Consider the following 15,919-nt stretch of genomic DNA (forward strand, 5'->3'; position numbering starts at 1 on the left):
GAATGATGAACCACGTTAAAGGAATCCACCACGTCACAGCAATCACGAGCAGTGCCGAAAAAAATTATGATTTCTTCACTCACGTGTTAGGCATGCGTTTGGTGAAAAAAACAGTCAATCAGGACGACATTCAAACATATCACTTATTCTTTGCGGACGATAAAGGGAATGCGGGGACAGACATGACGTTCTTCGACTTCCCAGGCATCCCGAAAGGCAAGCATGGGACGAATGAAATCGCGAAAACGTCGTTCCGCGTCCCGACTGACGAAGCGTTGACATATTGGGTGCGTCGCTTCGACCGTCTCGGTGTCGAGCATGAAGGAATTCAAGAACAGTTCGGGAAGAAGACGCTCTCGTTCATCGACTTTGATGAGCAGGCGTATCAACTCATCTCAGATGAGTTCAATGAAGGGATCGCATCAGGCGAGCCGTGGAAGGACGGTCCAATCCCGCTTGAGTATGCAATCACGGGACTCGGTCCCATCTTTATTCGCATCGCTGACATCACATATTTCAAACAAGTGATGGAGCAGGTAATGTTATTCAAAGAGATCGGGCGAGCAGGCGATGTGTATCTCTTTGAAGGAGGTGAAGGTGGAAACGGAGCGCAAGTGATCGTCATTCACGACGAGACATCTCCGCAAGCGCGTCAAGGATTCGGTACCGTGCACCATGTCGCATTTCGTGTCGAAGACCGTAGTGTCCTCGATGAATGGACAGCACGTCTCGAGCAGTTCGGTTTGCCGACTTCTGGCTATGTCGACCGCTTCTTCTTTGAATCGTCTTATGCGCGTGTCGCGCCGCAAATCTTGTTCGAGTGGGCGACAGATGGACCTGGATTCATGGGAGACGAGCCGTACGAGACGGTCGGTGAGAAGTTGTCACTCCCGCCGTTCCTCGAACCGAAACGTTCGCAAATCGAGGCGATGGTACGACCGATCGATACGGTCAGAAGCACGAAAACATTTGAAAAAGAATATGAGGGCATGAAATGAGTTTCTTGAATCGTTTGTTTGGAAAATCAGCTGCATCACAACATAACCAAGGAGGAACTACTATGTTAAACATCGGAATCGTACTCGGATCAACTCGTGAAGGTCGTGTCAGTCCACAAGTCGGGGAATGGGTGAAAGAACTTGCCGACAAACGTGGCGATGCCAACTATGAAGTGATCGACATCGCAGACTACAACTTACCGCTCCTCGGTGAGTCGGGACAAGACGCATCAGGCGCAGCGGCATGGTCGGAGAAAATTGCGCAAATGGACGGTTTCATCTTCATCGTTCAAGAATACAACCATTCCATCGCAGCATCTCTTAAAAACGCACTCGACTACTTACGTGTCGAATGGAACAACAAAGCAGCCGGAATCGTCTCATACGGTTCAGTCGGTGGGGCGCGAGCTACAGAACATCTACGGGGCATCTTGAGCGAATTGTCAATCGCCCACGTCCGTGTCCATCCTGCCCTCTCACTCTTCACGGACTTCGAGAACGGAACAAATTTCGCTCCAAAAGATGTGCAGGCACAATCGGTCAACGATATGCTCGACCAACTCCTTCCATGGACGGAAGCGATGCAATCGGTCCGTACGAAAGCCGGAGAAGTTGCAAACAATTAACAAATCGTGAAGCCAGCCTCAATTTAGGCTGGTTTTTGTGCGTTTTCAAGTGGAGTACGCTAGAGTGGAAAGAAGAAAAGGGATAGTTGCTGTAAGAGACATAACTAGATTGTGCGTTATAAGGGAACTATACATAAACAAACTGAAATAGGGAGGGTTTTAGATGAGATGGATGATTTATGGGGCGAATGGCTATACAGGTGAATTGATTGCCCGTCAGGCGGTCAATGACGGATTACGTCCGATTCTTGCGGGAAGGAACGGTCGTGAGATTCATCGACTTGGAGATGAACTGGGTTGCGAGACATCAACTTTCGCATTAAGCCGTGAAGCCGCAATCGAGGCGCTTCATGATGTAGACTTAGTGCTCCATTGTGCAGGTCCGTTCACAGACACCAGTCAAGTGATGATTGAGGCATGTTTAGAGACAGGGACACATTACTTGGATATTACCGGGGAAATCGACGTGTTCGAATATGTTCATTCTAAACAGCGGTCGGCTCATGCGAAGGAACGTGGTGTAATTTTATGTTCGGGCGTCGGATTTGACGTCATCCCGACCGATTGTGTCGCAAGAAAGCTAAAGGAGTTGTTACCGGATGCGACAACACTCGCGCTCGGCTTTTCGGCGGCAGGTGGTATTTCTCCTGGAACGTTGAAAACGGCCATCCGAGGACTCGGGTCGAGTAGTATGGAACGTGTGAACGGGAAGTTATCACCATTTCCGATTGGAGCGAAACGAAGAACGATTGACTTCGGACGTGGACGTCACATGGCAATCGCGATTCCGTGGGGAGACGTCTCGACCGCCTACTATACAACGGACATTCCGAATATTACGACGTGGGTACCGGTGCCGACAGCGGTGGCCTATGCTTCACGTACGTTGTCATGGCTTAGCCCGATTCTTGGAAAAGGTGCAGTGCAGGAGCGACTGCTCCGCTATGTCGACGAAAACGTATCGGGGCCAGATGCGGCTATACGTGAAAAATCATCGACGTACGTATGGGGCGAAGCAATGAATGAGGAAGGGCGAAAAGTTGTCGTCCGCATTCAAACGGCAAGTACGTATGCCTTCACCGTGTACGGGGCACTCGCCGTCGTCAAGCGATTGCTCGGTTCAGGCGGGATGCTTGCCGGAAGTTTTACACCAGCCATGCTATTCGGATCACACTTTATCGAAGAGATACAAGGTTCCTCTTCGTTCGTGATTGATGAGATTCGTCCATAAAAAATGAACGCCGATATGCTACACTCAACATGAAAAACAAGGGAGGGAACAGCGTGAAACGTTTGGAATTGGCAAGGCGTATCGAAGGGATCAAAGCAGAGGGGACGTCTGCTTACATTCGACATCGTAAACAAGCCCCTCCCTACGAAGGTGCGGAATTACATGTGGAAGGAAAAGGGCATGTGTTCAAGATGGGCAATATGAGTTTTGCGGTCGGGTTCGGTTTGAGTCGACCGACAAGCTTTTACGACTTGCACCAAATGGAAAAATGGGTGCGCGGGAGAAACGTGTCCCGTCTACATATCGAGGTCTGTCCGTTAGCGGATGACTCCTTGCTTCGCTTATTGCAGGAACGTAACTATACGCTCGATCATTTTTTGGATGTGTGGACGCTAGATTTGACACAACACTCATCCGTTTCTATGTCGACCCAGGTCGAGAGAGTGAAGGACGAGACACTTGATGAATGGGCGTACGCAATCGCATCCGGCTTTTCTGAGTCAGGCACGCTCCTTCAAGAGACGGTCGATACGGCCAAAGGTTTTTATGCCTTGCCGAGCAATCACGCCTATCTCGTCCGAGAAGAAGACACTGTCGTAGCGGGCGGAATTTTAGCGATTCAAGACGGCATAGGAGAATTGTTTTTAACAAGCACGGTGCCGTCCTACCGGCAAAAAGGATACCAGACACAGCTCATTGTGGAACGAATCGCTGAGGCGAAAGCGCTTGGTTGCGACATCCTGACGGTAACAACGAAAGTGGATTCGGCATCTGGACGCAACATGGAACGGCTCGGCTTTCATCCGTTCTATCAAAAAGCGGTCATGAAGAGTCCGATTCTTAAATAAGCAGGTCGCCTCGGGTGAGGTGACCTGCTTTTTGATTACAAGAGCGACTCAGCCCCATCGACGTACACTTCAGAGCCGGTGACATGGCTCGACATGTTGCTCGCAAAGAACAAGACAACGTCAGCGACCTGTTTCGCGGATCCCGACTTTCCGGCAAGCGGTTGATTCCCGAACGGATATTCAATTGGAATGACGACCTCTTCGAGTAGTGCATCGTCCCGATTGGTTGAGTCATCGATATTTGTATCGATGGCCCCTGGACAAATGGAGTTCACGCGAATTCCAAATTGAGCGAGTTCGGCGGCTGCCATTTTCGCGAATCCGGTCTGTCCTGCCTTTGTTGTCGCATAACCACTAAAACCGAAGTTTTTAAAGTAACGATTGCCGTTGATGGAGGAAGTGATGATAATACTGCCACCGTCCTCTTTCAAATAAGGGATCGCATGTTTGACGGTCAAAAAGGTCCCCGTGAGGTTCGTATCTACGACACCATTCCAATCCTCCAATGATAGATGTTCAATCGGCGTGATGGTCCCATTCTGTCCGGCGTTCGCAAACACGATATCGATTTGCCCAAATCGTTCGATGGTGAGCTCATACGCCCTTTTCATCGCAGATTCATCCGACACGTCGACACTGATCCCGATTGCACGCTCTTCTCCGACAAGGCTGGCGAGACGCATCGTATCTTCTTCATTTAAGTCGAGAATAGCAACTTTGGCACCCGCTTGAATGAAGCGAATGACAGCTGCACGTCCAATTCCGGACGCTGCCCCTGTCACAAGTGCTACTTTTCCAGATAGTAATTTATTTGAAATCAATCCAACCACTCCTTTTTATGATTCTGTTCTCATATTCCACAGTTCTGGGAAAGTTACGCTTCATTTCAAAAAATCATGGAGCGGTGACCTCGATGGTGCGGGCAATGTTCAAGTTTGAATCGGTCGGAACGACTTCAACTTTCACTAGTTGTCCGCTCTGTAAGCCTTGTACGCTATTGACGATGCCCCTCACCTCGGTTTGGTCATTGATTAAAATGACGCGCATGTTGACTTCTCTTGAAGATTCGGTGGATTCAATCAATAGTTGAGGAACATCGACCCGTACAATCTGTCCTTCGACGATATTGTCATTCCACGTGCTCATCCAATAAACGACGACTAAAAAAAGACCGAGAAAGACTAGGGCAAAAGTCAAACGTGAACTCATGTCTACCTCACTCCTTTGTCGTCCCGTTTCGCATCTTATCTAATTTACCTTTACCCGGAAATTCTCTCATTACTTGAAAAAATAGTAGGAATCAAAAGAAAAATGGGGAATAGAAAGAAAAACGAAAAGGTGAGGTGCAGGCATATGTGGATGATGGTCGTAGCATTAGGAATGGTTGCTTGTGTCTGGATCGTGTTTGGATGGTTTACAATCGGTAATGCGAAGCGACGGGTATGGGGAGGCCTTTATTCACTTATTATGACTTGTCTGTTCGCACCATTCTTTCTTGTGAAACTCGGAGAACAGTATGGATTTATTGGGATTCAAGTAGGACTGACCGCTTTATTCGGTGTACTCGCAGGTGCATTTTTCTTCGTGACACTCGGATGGACAGGACGCCCGGCCAAAGTTCGAAAAGTGAGAACGTTATCGGAAGACCCTGATTTATTTTGAATCATGATTCGCCGCTCCTACGGTATAATGCGGTCATAACGATGTTGCGAGGGAGTGGGGGTCATGATTAAACCGCCAAACTTGCAGATTGGGGATACGATAGGAATCATTACGCCTTCTTTTCCGGCACCTGTTCAGTTTGAGGGGCGTTACCAAGGTGCGGTTGAACAGCTCAAGCGGATGGGATTCAAGGTAAAAGAGGGCATATGTACATATAAAACAGAAGGATATCGGTCATCCTCGATTCGGAATCGAGCGGACGAACTGATGCGCTCACAGAAGGACGCAGGTGTACGATTGAGGGACGCTCACTCATGAAAAATCATCTCGTTCAAATCACGCAAACCGATTTAGTTCCACATCGTCTGACGTATTGGCAACATATATGTGAGGGGTTGGCACGAATCGATGCGTCAAATCGATAAAGAGAGAATTCGCTGCTCGCCGATCGGTCCGCCGATTCGGCGTCCGGTATCGACCCATCCGCTTCTCGTGTAGAGTGAAAAAGCGGCTTCATTTTTTAGATTGACCGATAGAACGACTTCACGAATGTGAGGGAAATGCTGCTTTACGAACATCGGAAGTTCTTGTAGTGCTGCTTTAGCATAGCCTTTGCCTTGATCCGTATAATTGATGGCGAAAGCGGAGAAGAGCAAGGCATTGGACTCGGTCGTGTAGGAAGCAACGCGCTCGTTGTCATGTAGTAAAAACATCCCGACTGGCTTCTGTTCGACGACAACAATCGGATGAACGCCATCAGGCAATGGGTCATCCATGTCTTTTGGAAGGGTCGTATATTTTTCTTGGTCCGTTGGTAGTGTGAATGTATCAAGAATCGATTGATGCGTGTCATTTCGATACTCTAGCGTGATTTCCATTAGAAGTCTCCTTCGAGCAAGATTTATTTCATCCAGAAAAGAGGGGTTGCATGTCTACAGTACTTACATATCGGCAAAACCCGCCTATGCAAGATTTATATCGCGCGTTTATGACCGGTTTTTCTGATTATATCATTCCGTTTCAATTTGATGAGCAGGCGTTTGAAGACGTTTTTCTCGTGCGAGACCAAAATCAGCCGTCTCGTTCAATCGTCGCTTATGATGGAGGAGAGCCGGTCGGCGTCGTATTGAGTGGGATTGCACATCTCGATTCGGGATGGCAGACGCGTTGTGGTGGGCTCGCTGTCGCCCCGCACGTTCGAAAGTTAGGCGTTGCGACCGAATTGATGAAACGATTTGAAAAGGACGCGAAAGGGACTCGTTTGCTCGAAGTGATTCAAGGGAATGATGCGGCATTGTCGCTTTATCATCAGCTTGGATATAAGACGACTCGTGAAATCTATTACTTTCAATCGGTACCACTTGAAACGACCGCTCACACGACTTCTGAACCAATTCAAACATTGTTTGACCGATTATATCCGACGGCACAGCACGTCCCGATTTGGCAATGCGATGTGCGCGTGACCCAACAGGAAACAAAACTTGTGAAAGTAGTAGAAGACAAAAAAGAAGGATTCTTGTTATACCGGAATCATGTATTGCTTGATGTCTTTGGACATGAAGAAGAGGCTGAATGGTTGTTGCGGGCGGCTGCGAGTCAATCGCCACTTCATATCACGTTGACGTCGGATCGTCCTGAATGGATTGAAGCGGCAAGAAGATTAGAGTTTGTTCGAGACGAGATTTCGCAGTTTGAAATGGTAAAGAACGAATGATGAAGCGACTATTGGTAATTTGCATCATTGGATTGATTGGTGGGAATACGTTAACTTTGATTGCGTTGACGACGAACATCTCACAACAGATGTCGCAATTTTTCGTGTTTAGTGGCGTTGGCATCACCATCCTTTCCATCGTATTGATTGTCCTTACAAGATATTATGCGAAAAAAAGTGAGTGAAATGATTATGAAGTGGTCGTTATGAGTTTCACATCATTCTGTCATCTATGACACGAAAATGAAAAACTTCATATATTGAAATGTTTAACCCCCGATGGTATATTCGCACATGTAGCTTTTTTATCATTTTATGAATGTATCAATTTGGAGGGTTTATTATATATATGTGGAAACAACTCATCATGACAGCAGGTGTCGGTGTTCTTTTGTTCCAAGGACAGACTGCATCCGCTGACAACATGTCCCCGCAAGACCTCGTTCATACGGAACAGTCATTAGAACAAACGAAGCAACGTGTGAAGGATACGAAACAATCTATTCATGCCATTGAGACAAAGTTAGGACAAATCGATCGCCGGGCAGAAGTATTACGAGAAAAAGTAGAAGATATTTCGAAAAAGTTAGAAGAAATGGAAAACGAACTCGTTCCGACAGAACAGTCATTCTTGGCGAGAGTCGTTTCTTCTGTCTTACCGAGTGCGAAGGCAGAAGCCGCTGAGGCAGAGGAAGCCCATCAAGAGCTCGTCGAAAAGAAAAAACAAGAAAACGATACGTTGAAGCAGTTGAAAGAAGAGCAGGAGCAAATCGAATCGACACGTCAAGACGTCAAGAGGTCACATGACGAAAAATCGAAACAATACCAGAAGCAAGCGAATCAATTAAGTGATTTGAAGAAACAATATGAAGCGATGGCGCCCGCTCGGTTCTTGATGCCAGCGGAAGGACGCCTCTCTCAAGGATTCGGTCCGGCGAGCGGACAATTTGGCTATACGTTTCATAACGGGATCGATATCGCCGCCAAAACGGGAACCCCGATATATGCCGCAGAATCTGGAAAAGTCACAAAAGTCGGTTCGAGCGGCCCTTATGGAAACCACGTTCAAATTGAACATAACGTAGATGGTCAAAAGTGGACGACGGTCTATGCTCATCTGCATAAGGTCGATACGAAAAAAGGCGAAACGGTTCGCCAAGGTGAATCGATCGGTCAACTCGGAAACACAGGCAATTCATCCGGTCCACACTTACACTTTGAGATTCACAAAGGCGATTACAACTTCTCGGCCACTTCGGCAGGGAACGCCATTAATCCGATGAAAGTGGCAGAACGTCTCGGTGGTGCCTCTCCAGTTAAATCAACGTTTTAATCAGACAGATGCCCTGAGCCTCCGAAAATGAGGTCAGGGCATTTTTTATTGCTCACGTGTCGGGTCATGATTGCCTTCGCTATCAGCAATCGTGTCTGAACTCCCATAATCTTCGACTTGTGAGAAAGCGTCTGTTTTTTGCCCAGGTTCATCCGTCCCGTCTAATTCCTTGCGACGGGCTGTCTCATCTGGATTTAATACATCTTCTTCTACCGGACGATCGAGCTCACGTTCGTGCTCTTCCTCCTGTGCACGGGCATGTTCGATACAGAGGGTGGCTTCTGGGATAACTTCAAGCCGGTCGAGTTCGATGTCTTTCCCGCACACTTCACATTTTCCGTACGTACCGTTCTGAATGGCCAGTAGCGCCTTGTCGACATCGCTTAAAAACTCTTCATCAAGCTCATTTAGTGCTTGATCCCGTTCTCGTAAAAAGAGCTCTTCGCCCGAGTCGGCGGGGTGGTTATCGTAATGAGAGAGCTCACCTTCATCGTATGTCTCTTCCCGACGGTCCATATATCCTTCTGTCTTTGCTTTTTCTTTCAACAGACGTTGTTTAAACGTCTCAATTTGTTTTTCGGTTAACATATCGATTCACTCTCCAGTTCTCCAGTCATTAATATAACGTTTCCCATTTTATTTACGTACAAACCTTTTGAAGTGGAATTCCTCATGTCGAGTGATGTGCAGAAAGGGTATGATAACGATAGAGAATATGATTTTTAAGGAGGAATGGATCATGCAGAAAGTTGAAGTAGTCGCATACAACCCAAAATGGAAACAGAAGTTTGAAGAGGAAGCCGGCAAGTTGAACCGATTGTTCGAAGAGGAAATCGTCACAATCCACCATATCGGAAGCACATCGGTCGAAGGATTGGCGGCAAAACCAATCATCGATCTCATGCCGGTCGTGCGAGACATCGAGCGTATCGATGACTACACAGAGCGGATGGAAGCGCTCGGATACAGGGGGCTTGGTGAGTATGGTATCCCGAAGCGACGCTATTTCCGGAAAGGGGAAGAAAAACGGACTGTTCACGTGCATGTGTTTGAAGAGGGGAATCCGGATATCGTCAGACACCTTGCCTTTCGGGATTATTTACGTAGCTTCCCTGACGTAAGAGATGAGTACGGTGAGCTGAAACTGCAACTTGCGGCGCAACATCCGAAAGATATGGAAGGATACATTCAAGGAAAACATGACTGGGTAATTGAAACAGAACGACTGGCAACAAAGTGGTATAAAGAAAAACACAGCGTGTGAAACCTTTTTATGGAAATCGTCGTATAATGAATCAAACCTTGAAGGGGGAGATATCGTATGAAACGATTTCTCGGGAAATGTGTGGAATACGCCTTAGCTGCACTTACGTTCGCCGGTCTGTTCTTTGTTCTTCGTTTGATTGCCGATGACACGGACAAAGGCTATATGTTGACACTATTTGGCTCATTTTTTCTCGTTCTACCTAGTTCACTTTTAATCGGTTACTTGTTGGCACGCCCGCTTCAACGTCGCCTAGAAGGGAAGGGGACTCGAGCTTCAAATGACTATACGTTAAGAGGGACTGAAAAGCCGCACGGTGTGAACGAAGATCGAAACCATTCAAACTATACCGGATGATGGAGATCACATTTACCCCTACGATCGATGCCCGTCTCATCGCACGGTTGAATCGTTCCATCCATGAGCATCACGTCCATATGAATCCGACCTTTTTTGCGGAGTATGAGGAAGAGAAGATGTATGGAGCCTTTTCCGAGCTGATTGGAAGACCCGGCCATCACTATATAGTGATGCAGCTTGAAGCAACTCCAATCGGTTACATATGGTTCGAAGAGAAAGTGGGTGAGGCGAACGCGTTTCGTCAAGCTGTTCGAGTGGTGTATGTTCATCACATCAGTATCGACCCCATGTATCAACGGAACGGTTACGGTCGACGTGTGATGGAATGGATAGAGCAATGGGCGCTTGACCACCAATTCAAATCGATTGAGTTGGACTACTGGATGAACAATACAGATGCTGCCTCGTTTTATGGCGAAATCGGGTTCACCCCAAAACGTCAGATTGTTATGAAAAAATTGGAGGAATAAAATCATGGAGTTACTTACAATTGGAGTTGGTATTCTCGGAGTTCTGTCGTTAGGGTGGTTCTTTTATAGTCACTGGCTCGGGTTTAAAGGTGGCAATATCGTCATGACTCTTGATGAACACTATACGAAGCTAGAAGAATATGTACCTGCGATCTTAACGAAGTTATACGAAGATGGAAAAGCCGCTCATTATCTAGGAGACCGCAAATTTGAAGTGGAAGGAAAACGTTATGTTCTCGTAGAACGGACCGTCCCGATCGGTCACGTTCCGACACAACAGACGGTGTTACAACCGGATCGCTCGTCATAAACAAAGGGAGTTCTCGACTTGAGAAACTCCCTTTGTTCATCTATTGATTTGGAGATATGAAGTTGACTCAGGTACGATCCTCTTCGAATAGACGGTACCATTGGATCGCATCTTCGTTCAATAGTTTGAAGTGGGATCCGCTCTTCGAATTGGTCACGTATACGTCTGTTCCGTCATAACTGACGTCAAATGTTTGGGCACATACTCCTTGGAATAGAGTTAAATAGGGAGTCGGTGCAGGCGTCCCGGCATAGGATGTCGCATTTGCCCGTTCGATTGCACGGAAGAGAAAGTCAACTTCTTCTTTAGCTAAGTGCTGTAAAAATGGCGCATCCTTCGACTCTGTCCCGATTAGCGCCAAATCATGGAACAAAGCATGTCGCTTACCATTCAACGTTTCATAGATTCGCTCAGTCAGTTCCTCTCCATGTAAGAGTTTTGGCTGATGATACGTCAGTGAAACGTTCTGGCGATGCGCTACTCCGTCTTTCATAAAGGTGAAACTATAAAGCGGATAGCTGTGACCTGGTACAAGAACAGAGGGGATTTGTTCGGTCAACGTTGCACCGAGCATCTTTGAGATGTCGGCCTGCCCCGGTCGTAATACTTCCTTGTAGTCATCTTGGTCATGGCTCGTATAAATCGCGTATTCGATAAGGTCGTCTGACTTCTCCGTCCCGAGCCCAAACGACAGGTAGGGAGAGCGTGATGAATGAATCGGAATGGTCAGGTGTTCTTCGCCTTCTGCTGATGTAAACGTCAATTCAAATTCACCGTTGAACGGCATCGTGAGATGAAAGAGGGTATGCTCGATTCCTTTTCGTTCCGGATAGGGCTCATTACCTATCGGTTGTTTCATCTCTTGTGCGAAATGCTCATATTCATGCGACTCGGCCGATCGAATTTTGGCAACTTCCGGATAAGCATCTGCTACATCTTGAAAATCATTTAAACTTTCAGGCATCGCGTTGATTTTTGTGACGTACGTAATCGAGTCGAGTTGACATTGTACGTACGATTTATTTTCGACAGTGAAAAAAGTAGCCGTCGGGAAAGCGGTCGAGGTAGTGGTGGCAGTCAACGGTTGGGTCAGTGTGACTGTCCCATGCCAACGTCTTTCTCCACTTGGAATTGTTGGGGCCGCATTGTCGGGTTGGCACAGTTCAATAATTGCTGCGCGATCGGATTCTGGCATTTCAACTTGTTGTCCGTTCGGTAACAGGGCACGTCCTTGATAGTATTCAGGAGCCGGTTGGAGTCGGAGTGCGCGTTCTTCCTCACACCCGAATAAAAAAAACAGGATAGCGAGGGTACTGAAAATCAGGTACTTTTTCACATTGGTACTCTCCTTCAATGAATCACTTTCACTATTCTAGCACCATTTTTTTGTGACTTTAGTATTAGGAAAATTAATGTGTTATTTCGAAAAAAAATCAAAAAACCCGTCCAACTTGAACTGGACGGGGAGTAAAACCAAATATGTCTTATTTTTACTTTTTAACTTTTTGTCTATGTCGAATTTTGGCGAAAAAACGCTGATATCATAGGACTTTGAAAAAAGGTGATTTTTCTTCTAAATTATCAGTTTATAATTCATCGGGATTTACTTGATGAAGTTTCCTTTAATCGACATCTCGACCGCGTGCTGCCTTCAAAATTTCAAACCATTCTTCACGAGTCAGGTCGATTTGAAGTGCGTCAACACCTGTTTGAACACGCTCAATTTTCCCTGATCCGATGATTGGCATAATGTTTGCTGGGTGTTTAATGAGCCATGCGTAAACAATCGAGTCAATCCCACTCGCGTTGTGACGTGCACGAATCTCCTCAAGCTTTTCACGAAGCGGTGCGTACTGTTCATCTTTAAAGAGTTGACCTCCTGCAAGTGGGCTCCAAGCCATGAGTGGCATCCGTTTTTCATGACAAAGGTCAACCGATCCATCTTCGAAGTGCTTCAATTGCATCGGCGACAGCTCAAGTTGATTCGTCACGAGCTGGAACGGGAGACGTGATTGAAGCAAGTTTTGTGTCGATGGGACGTGGTTGGATACACCGAACTCGCGCACTTTACCGCTATCACGTAACGTGATGAAAGCCTCGGCCACTTCATCCGGGTTCATGAGCGGGTCTGGGCGGTGAATCAATAATGTATCAATGTGGTCGATGGCGAGCTCTTTCAACGAACGCTCTGCTTGCGCGATGATATGCTCTTTTGTCGTATCATAATAATTGAGCGTTTGGTCTGGGTTGAACGACCCTGTTAACTTGATTCCCGTCTTTGTGACAATTTCCATTTGGTCGCGGAGTTCAGGTTTTAACTTTAGCGCTTCTCCAAATAGACCCTCACACGTATACCCACCATAAATATCTGCATGGTCAAACGTTGTGATGCCGAGTTCGAGACATTGCTCGATGAACGTAAGGCGTTCTTTCGGTGTCATATCCCAATCCGCGAGACGCCACATTCCGTGAACGACACGTGAAAATGATAGTTCTTCTGTTAAAGCGATGCGTTGCATATTAACTCCTCCTTAGTTGTCAGTCGCCATCCATTATACGTCTTTAAGGAAAGAACGTCACTTGGCAATCATCCGAGCAGATTTTAGCGTCAAATGAGCTTGAATAAGCTATGATAATAAAGAGAAACAGGAGAGAGGCGTGACAGATGAGGAACTATGATCAATATGCGGACGTCACTTTCGATCGGGTAGGCGACTCGTTTCAGGTGAAGGCGATGCACCCAGAGCTTCATTTACATGGGATTGGACGCAGTGCGGCCGTGTTTCGTTTAAAAGAAAAGGACCGTGTCATCAAAGTGTTTTTCCCAGGTTATGAACAAATCGCAATCGAAGAGGCGGCCATCTATGAAAAACTAAAAGGACTCCCTTATTTTCCGACTTGTTATGAAGCGGGTGACTCGTATCTTGTCATGGATTACATCGAAGGCAAGACGCTCTTCGAGTGCCTAACGGAAGGGATTTGGATTGATTCGACTTACATCAGTGTGGTGGACGAAGCACTACGCCAAGCGAGACTACTCGGATTGACCCCATCGGACGTCCATTTGAGAAATATTATTTTAACACCGAACGGACAAATTTTTTTAATCGATTTGGCACGATTTAGACAAGGTCAGCAAATCGATCATCAGTGGGAAGATTTGAAACGAATGTATCGACTTTATCGTCACGGTTTCATACCGAAACGTTATAAGGCCGCATTCTTAAATCAAATCGCCTCCTTATATCGAAAGTTTGTGAACGACCCAGATTTTTGAGACGGGTCGTTTTTCTTTTGGCAATTAGGGAACAAGGTTAACGTATCCGTCATGAAAAAAGAAAGGGGAATGATCATATGGCTCATCGCATCTATGCAAATGAACTTGAAATTCTCCACGAATGTGTGGAGACGTGTAACTATTGCCTAGAATCCTGTTTAGAGGAAGAAGACGTCAAGATGATGGTCGATTGTATCCGACTCGACCGGGAATGTGCCGCTGCTTGTGCGTTTCTAGCTGAGGCGATGACTCGAGACTCGGCGTTTGTACCAGAGTTCGCTCGAGCGTGTGCCATCATCTGCAAAGCGTGTGCTCAAGAGTGCGAGAAACATAAGCATGCACATTGCCAAGAATGTGCGCGAGTCTGTACGGAATGTGCTTCGATGTGTGATCGTTTGGCCGCCTAAGACGAGTGACTGGTCGATTGGACCGGTCACTTTTTTCGTGTCTTTTGAATGCGGGATTCGTATAATGGAAAAAACGAAAAGGGGTAATGGCATGATTCGTAACTGTCGACGAGACGATCTTCAGATGATTTTACATATTTACAACGATGCAATTGTGAACAGTACAGCCGTCTATCACTATGAACCGGTGACGCTCGAGAATCGAGTCGCATGGTATGAGGAGAAGAACGCGCAAGATTGTCCGGTCATCGTATGGGTGGAGGATGACGTGGTCATGGGGTTTGCGACGTTTGGTCCGTTTCGTCCTTGGCCGGCGTATCATTATACGGTCGAGCATTCGGTCTATGTGCATCCCGGATATCGCGGGAAAGGCATTGGCAACAAACTGTTAAAAGAAATCATCCGTATCGCAAAGGTGAGAGGAATGAAGACGGTGATTGGTGGGATCGACGCATCGAACGTGACGAGTATCCGTGCTCATGAAAAAGTTGGATTCGTTCATTCCGGTACGATTCGAAACGCTGGGTATAAGTTTGGCAAATGGCTCGATCTATCCTTTTATCAACTCGATTTAGAAGGTCCCGCGGCGCCCACGGAAGGGTGAAGGATCTAAAGTACGATATAATGAAGTTAGACTGCCGACGAATTAGGGCGTGAGATGCGGTCTAGTTCGTCTTTTTTATGAATTTTTGATTGTCGTAATATGTAAGCGTAATCGAGGGATGGAGGGGGAGAATATGTTTTTGAGAAAAATGATTACTTTCCTCAGTATGGTTCCGTTATTCGTATTAATAGGGTGTAGCCAACAAGATCGGGAGCTGGTTATTGGAAATTACACTGATGAGCAGACGATTGTTTTTTCTGAAAATAAGGTGACGGATGAAGAAAAGATTGAGGACTTCAAAACGATGATTGAAATGAGTTCAATCACAAATGAACGACCAGAAGGGCTTCCTCAATATGTAGTGACCATCAATAATCCAGCTGAATCAACGATGGAATTGATGGTGAACTTTTGGATAAGTGACAACAACGAGGTCGTTTTTTCAAAAGGTATGGAAAGTAGCGAATATTTCAAAGTTGATGAAGAAAACATCAAGGATGTAAATGAGCTCTTAGAATGATTTGAATGGTTAAAAATGGTATATATTCTGTATGGATATGAGATAATGGCGAAGGGAATCTAAATCAAAAAAGAGGAGGATGGCACTTCGTGGGACAACGATTTGTATTGAAGTCGAAACAGCATATGAGCGGGGGAATCATTAAGATTGTCATGGATCGCTATACGGGCGTTCATTACATAATGACTAGTGGATTAGGATTGAGTGGGATGACACCTCTCCTAGATGAACATGGAAAAGTCGTGATTGAAAAGCCCCAATCGACTTCGTGAAATATTGAATGAAGAATTCA

Annotated in this window: 24 protein-coding genes; 18 read left to right on the forward strand and 6 right to left on the reverse strand. The window is 46.3% G+C overall.

Annotated features, from left to right (window positions below; translation table 11 throughout):
* Positions 1-5: 5 nt before the first annotated feature.
* The 4 genes from KNP00_RS04975 to KNP00_RS04990 all read left to right on the forward strand — a co-directional run bounded on the left by KNP00_RS04975 (position 6) and on the right by KNP00_RS04990 (position 3,703).
* Positions 6-998: a ring-cleaving dioxygenase gene (locus KNP00_RS04975; RefSeq protein WP_215142835.1), complete on the forward strand. Its 993-nt coding sequence runs from the start codon at positions 6-8 to the stop codon at positions 996-998.
* The gene (locus tag KNP00_RS04980) at positions 995-1,624 is read left to right on the forward strand and encodes an NADPH-dependent FMN reductase (RefSeq protein ID WP_420828311.1); all 630 of its coding nucleotides are present in this window, start codon (positions 995-997) and stop codon (positions 1,622-1,624) included. The genes KNP00_RS04975 and KNP00_RS04980 overlap by 4 nt, the downstream gene beginning before the upstream one ends.
* A gap of 163 nt (positions 1,625-1,787) precedes the next feature.
* Complete coding sequence (locus KNP00_RS04985; RefSeq protein WP_215142839.1) at positions 1,788-2,855, forward strand: saccharopine dehydrogenase family protein; 1,068 nt, start codon at positions 1,788-1,790, stop codon at positions 2,853-2,855.
* 53 nt (positions 2,856-2,908) lie between these two features.
* Positions 2,909-3,703 carry a GNAT family N-acetyltransferase gene (locus tag KNP00_RS04990; protein ID WP_215142841.1) on the forward strand — a complete coding sequence of 265 codons (795 nt, stop codon included), beginning with the start codon at positions 2,909-2,911 and terminating at the stop codon, positions 3,701-3,703.
* A gap of 35 nt (positions 3,704-3,738) precedes the next feature.
* Here KNP00_RS04990 and KNP00_RS04995 read toward each other — a convergent pair whose 3' ends face one another.
* A complete protein-coding gene (locus KNP00_RS04995) occupies positions 3,739-4,524 on the reverse strand; it encodes an SDR family oxidoreductase (protein ID WP_215142843.1) in 786 nt (261 codons plus the stop codon).
* 73 nt (positions 4,525-4,597) lie between these two features.
* Complete coding sequence (locus KNP00_RS05000; protein ID WP_215142845.1) at positions 4,598-4,912, reverse strand: hypothetical protein; 315 nt, start codon at positions 4,910-4,912, stop codon at positions 4,598-4,600.
* A gap of 150 nt (positions 4,913-5,062) precedes the next feature.
* Here KNP00_RS05000 and KNP00_RS05005 point away from each other — a divergent pair, with 150 nt between their 5' ends.
* Complete coding sequence (locus KNP00_RS05005; RefSeq protein WP_215142847.1) at positions 5,063-5,365, forward strand: hypothetical protein; 303 nt, start codon at positions 5,063-5,065, stop codon at positions 5,363-5,365.
* A 63-nt stretch (positions 5,366-5,428) separates the two neighbouring features.
* Positions 5,429-5,683, forward strand: a complete 255-nt coding sequence (locus KNP00_RS05010; RefSeq protein WP_240542733.1) for an LD-carboxypeptidase — start codon at positions 5,429-5,431, stop codon at positions 5,681-5,683.
* 95 nt (positions 5,684-5,778) lie between these two features.
* Here the strand turns inward: KNP00_RS05010 and KNP00_RS05015 are convergent, their stop codons facing one another.
* Complete coding sequence (locus KNP00_RS05015) at positions 5,779-6,243, reverse strand: GNAT family N-acetyltransferase (RefSeq protein WP_215142849.1); 465 nt, start codon at positions 6,241-6,243, stop codon at positions 5,779-5,781.
* 50 nt (positions 6,244-6,293) lie between these two features.
* Here KNP00_RS05015 and KNP00_RS05020 point away from each other — a divergent pair, with 50 nt between their 5' ends.
* From KNP00_RS05020 to KNP00_RS05030, 3 genes are all read left to right on the forward strand, one after another.
* Positions 6,294-7,082, forward strand: coding sequence for a GNAT family N-acetyltransferase (locus tag KNP00_RS05020; protein WP_215142851.1), 789 nt, complete (start codon positions 6,294-6,296; stop codon positions 7,080-7,082).
* Positions 7,082-7,267, forward strand: a complete 186-nt coding sequence (locus tag KNP00_RS05025; protein ID WP_215142853.1) for a hypothetical protein — start codon at positions 7,082-7,084, stop codon at positions 7,265-7,267. The genes KNP00_RS05020 and KNP00_RS05025 overlap by 1 nt, the downstream gene beginning before the upstream one ends.
* Before the next feature lie 164 nt (positions 7,268-7,431).
* Complete coding sequence (locus KNP00_RS05030) at positions 7,432-8,415, forward strand: M23 family metallopeptidase (protein ID WP_215142855.1); 984 nt, start codon at positions 7,432-7,434, stop codon at positions 8,413-8,415.
* Positions 8,416-8,460: 45 nt separating this feature from the next.
* On the opposite strand, the gene KNP00_RS05035 is transcribed toward KNP00_RS05030, so the two are convergent.
* On the reverse strand, positions 8,461-9,003 hold the full coding sequence (locus KNP00_RS05035; protein ID WP_215142856.1) for a TraR/DksA C4-type zinc finger protein: 543 nt from the start codon (positions 9,001-9,003) through the stop codon (positions 8,461-8,463).
* Positions 9,004-9,154: 151 nt separating this feature from the next.
* Between KNP00_RS05035 and KNP00_RS05040 the strand changes: the two genes are divergently transcribed.
* The 4 genes from KNP00_RS05040 to KNP00_RS05055 are packed head-to-tail and all read left to right on the forward strand — an operon-like array spanning position 9,155 to position 10,819.
* Positions 9,155-9,679: a GrpB family protein gene (locus KNP00_RS05040; protein ID WP_215142858.1), complete on the forward strand. Its 525-nt coding sequence runs from the start codon at positions 9,155-9,157 to the stop codon at positions 9,677-9,679.
* Positions 9,680-9,736: 57 nt separating this feature from the next.
* A complete protein-coding gene (locus KNP00_RS05045; RefSeq protein ID WP_215142860.1) occupies positions 9,737-10,036 on the forward strand; it encodes a hypothetical protein in 300 nt (99 codons plus the stop codon).
* Positions 10,036-10,509, forward strand: a complete 474-nt coding sequence (locus KNP00_RS05050; protein WP_215142862.1) for a GNAT family N-acetyltransferase — start codon at positions 10,036-10,038, stop codon at positions 10,507-10,509. The genes KNP00_RS05045 and KNP00_RS05050 overlap by 1 nt, the downstream gene beginning before the upstream one ends.
* A gap of 4 nt (positions 10,510-10,513) precedes the next feature.
* Positions 10,514-10,819: a hypothetical protein gene (locus tag KNP00_RS05055; protein ID WP_215142865.1), complete on the forward strand. Its 306-nt coding sequence runs from the start codon at positions 10,514-10,516 to the stop codon at positions 10,817-10,819.
* Positions 10,820-10,886: 67 nt separating this feature from the next.
* Here KNP00_RS05055 and KNP00_RS05060 read toward each other — a convergent pair whose 3' ends face one another.
* A complete protein-coding gene (locus tag KNP00_RS05060; RefSeq protein WP_215142867.1) occupies positions 10,887-12,155 on the reverse strand; it encodes a hypothetical protein in 1,269 nt (422 codons plus the stop codon).
* 286 nt (positions 12,156-12,441) lie between these two features.
* Complete coding sequence (locus tag KNP00_RS05065; RefSeq protein ID WP_215142869.1) at positions 12,442-13,338, reverse strand: aldo/keto reductase; 897 nt, start codon at positions 13,336-13,338, stop codon at positions 12,442-12,444.
* Between the two features lie 146 nt (positions 13,339-13,484).
* Between KNP00_RS05065 and KNP00_RS05070 the strand changes: the two genes are divergently transcribed.
* The 5 genes from KNP00_RS05070 (at position 13,485) to KNP00_RS05090 (ending at position 15,899) form a co-directional block, all read left to right on the forward strand.
* Positions 13,485-14,096: a protein kinase family protein gene (locus tag KNP00_RS05070; protein WP_215142876.1), complete on the forward strand. Its 612-nt coding sequence runs from the start codon at positions 13,485-13,487 to the stop codon at positions 14,094-14,096.
* Between the two features lie 77 nt (positions 14,097-14,173).
* Positions 14,174-14,503: a four-helix bundle copper-binding protein gene (locus KNP00_RS05075; RefSeq protein WP_215142878.1), complete on the forward strand. Its 330-nt coding sequence runs from the start codon at positions 14,174-14,176 to the stop codon at positions 14,501-14,503.
* A gap of 91 nt (positions 14,504-14,594) precedes the next feature.
* Complete coding sequence (locus tag KNP00_RS05080; RefSeq protein WP_215142880.1) at positions 14,595-15,107, forward strand: GNAT family N-acetyltransferase; 513 nt, start codon at positions 14,595-14,597, stop codon at positions 15,105-15,107.
* Between the two features lie 133 nt (positions 15,108-15,240).
* The gene (locus KNP00_RS05085; RefSeq protein ID WP_215142882.1) at positions 15,241-15,627 is read left to right on the forward strand and encodes a hypothetical protein; all 387 of its coding nucleotides are present in this window, start codon (positions 15,241-15,243) and stop codon (positions 15,625-15,627) included.
* Positions 15,628-15,716: 89 nt separating this feature from the next.
* Complete coding sequence (locus tag KNP00_RS05090; RefSeq protein WP_026824899.1) at positions 15,717-15,899, forward strand: DUF6440 family protein; 183 nt, start codon at positions 15,717-15,719, stop codon at positions 15,897-15,899.
* Positions 15,900-15,919 lie beyond the last annotated feature (20 nt).

Origin of the sequence: Exiguobacterium qingdaonense (assembly GCF_018617855.1) — a bacterium.
Classification (GTDB): domain Bacteria; phylum Bacillota; class Bacilli; order Exiguobacteriales; family Exiguobacteriaceae; genus Exiguobacterium; species Exiguobacterium qingdaonense.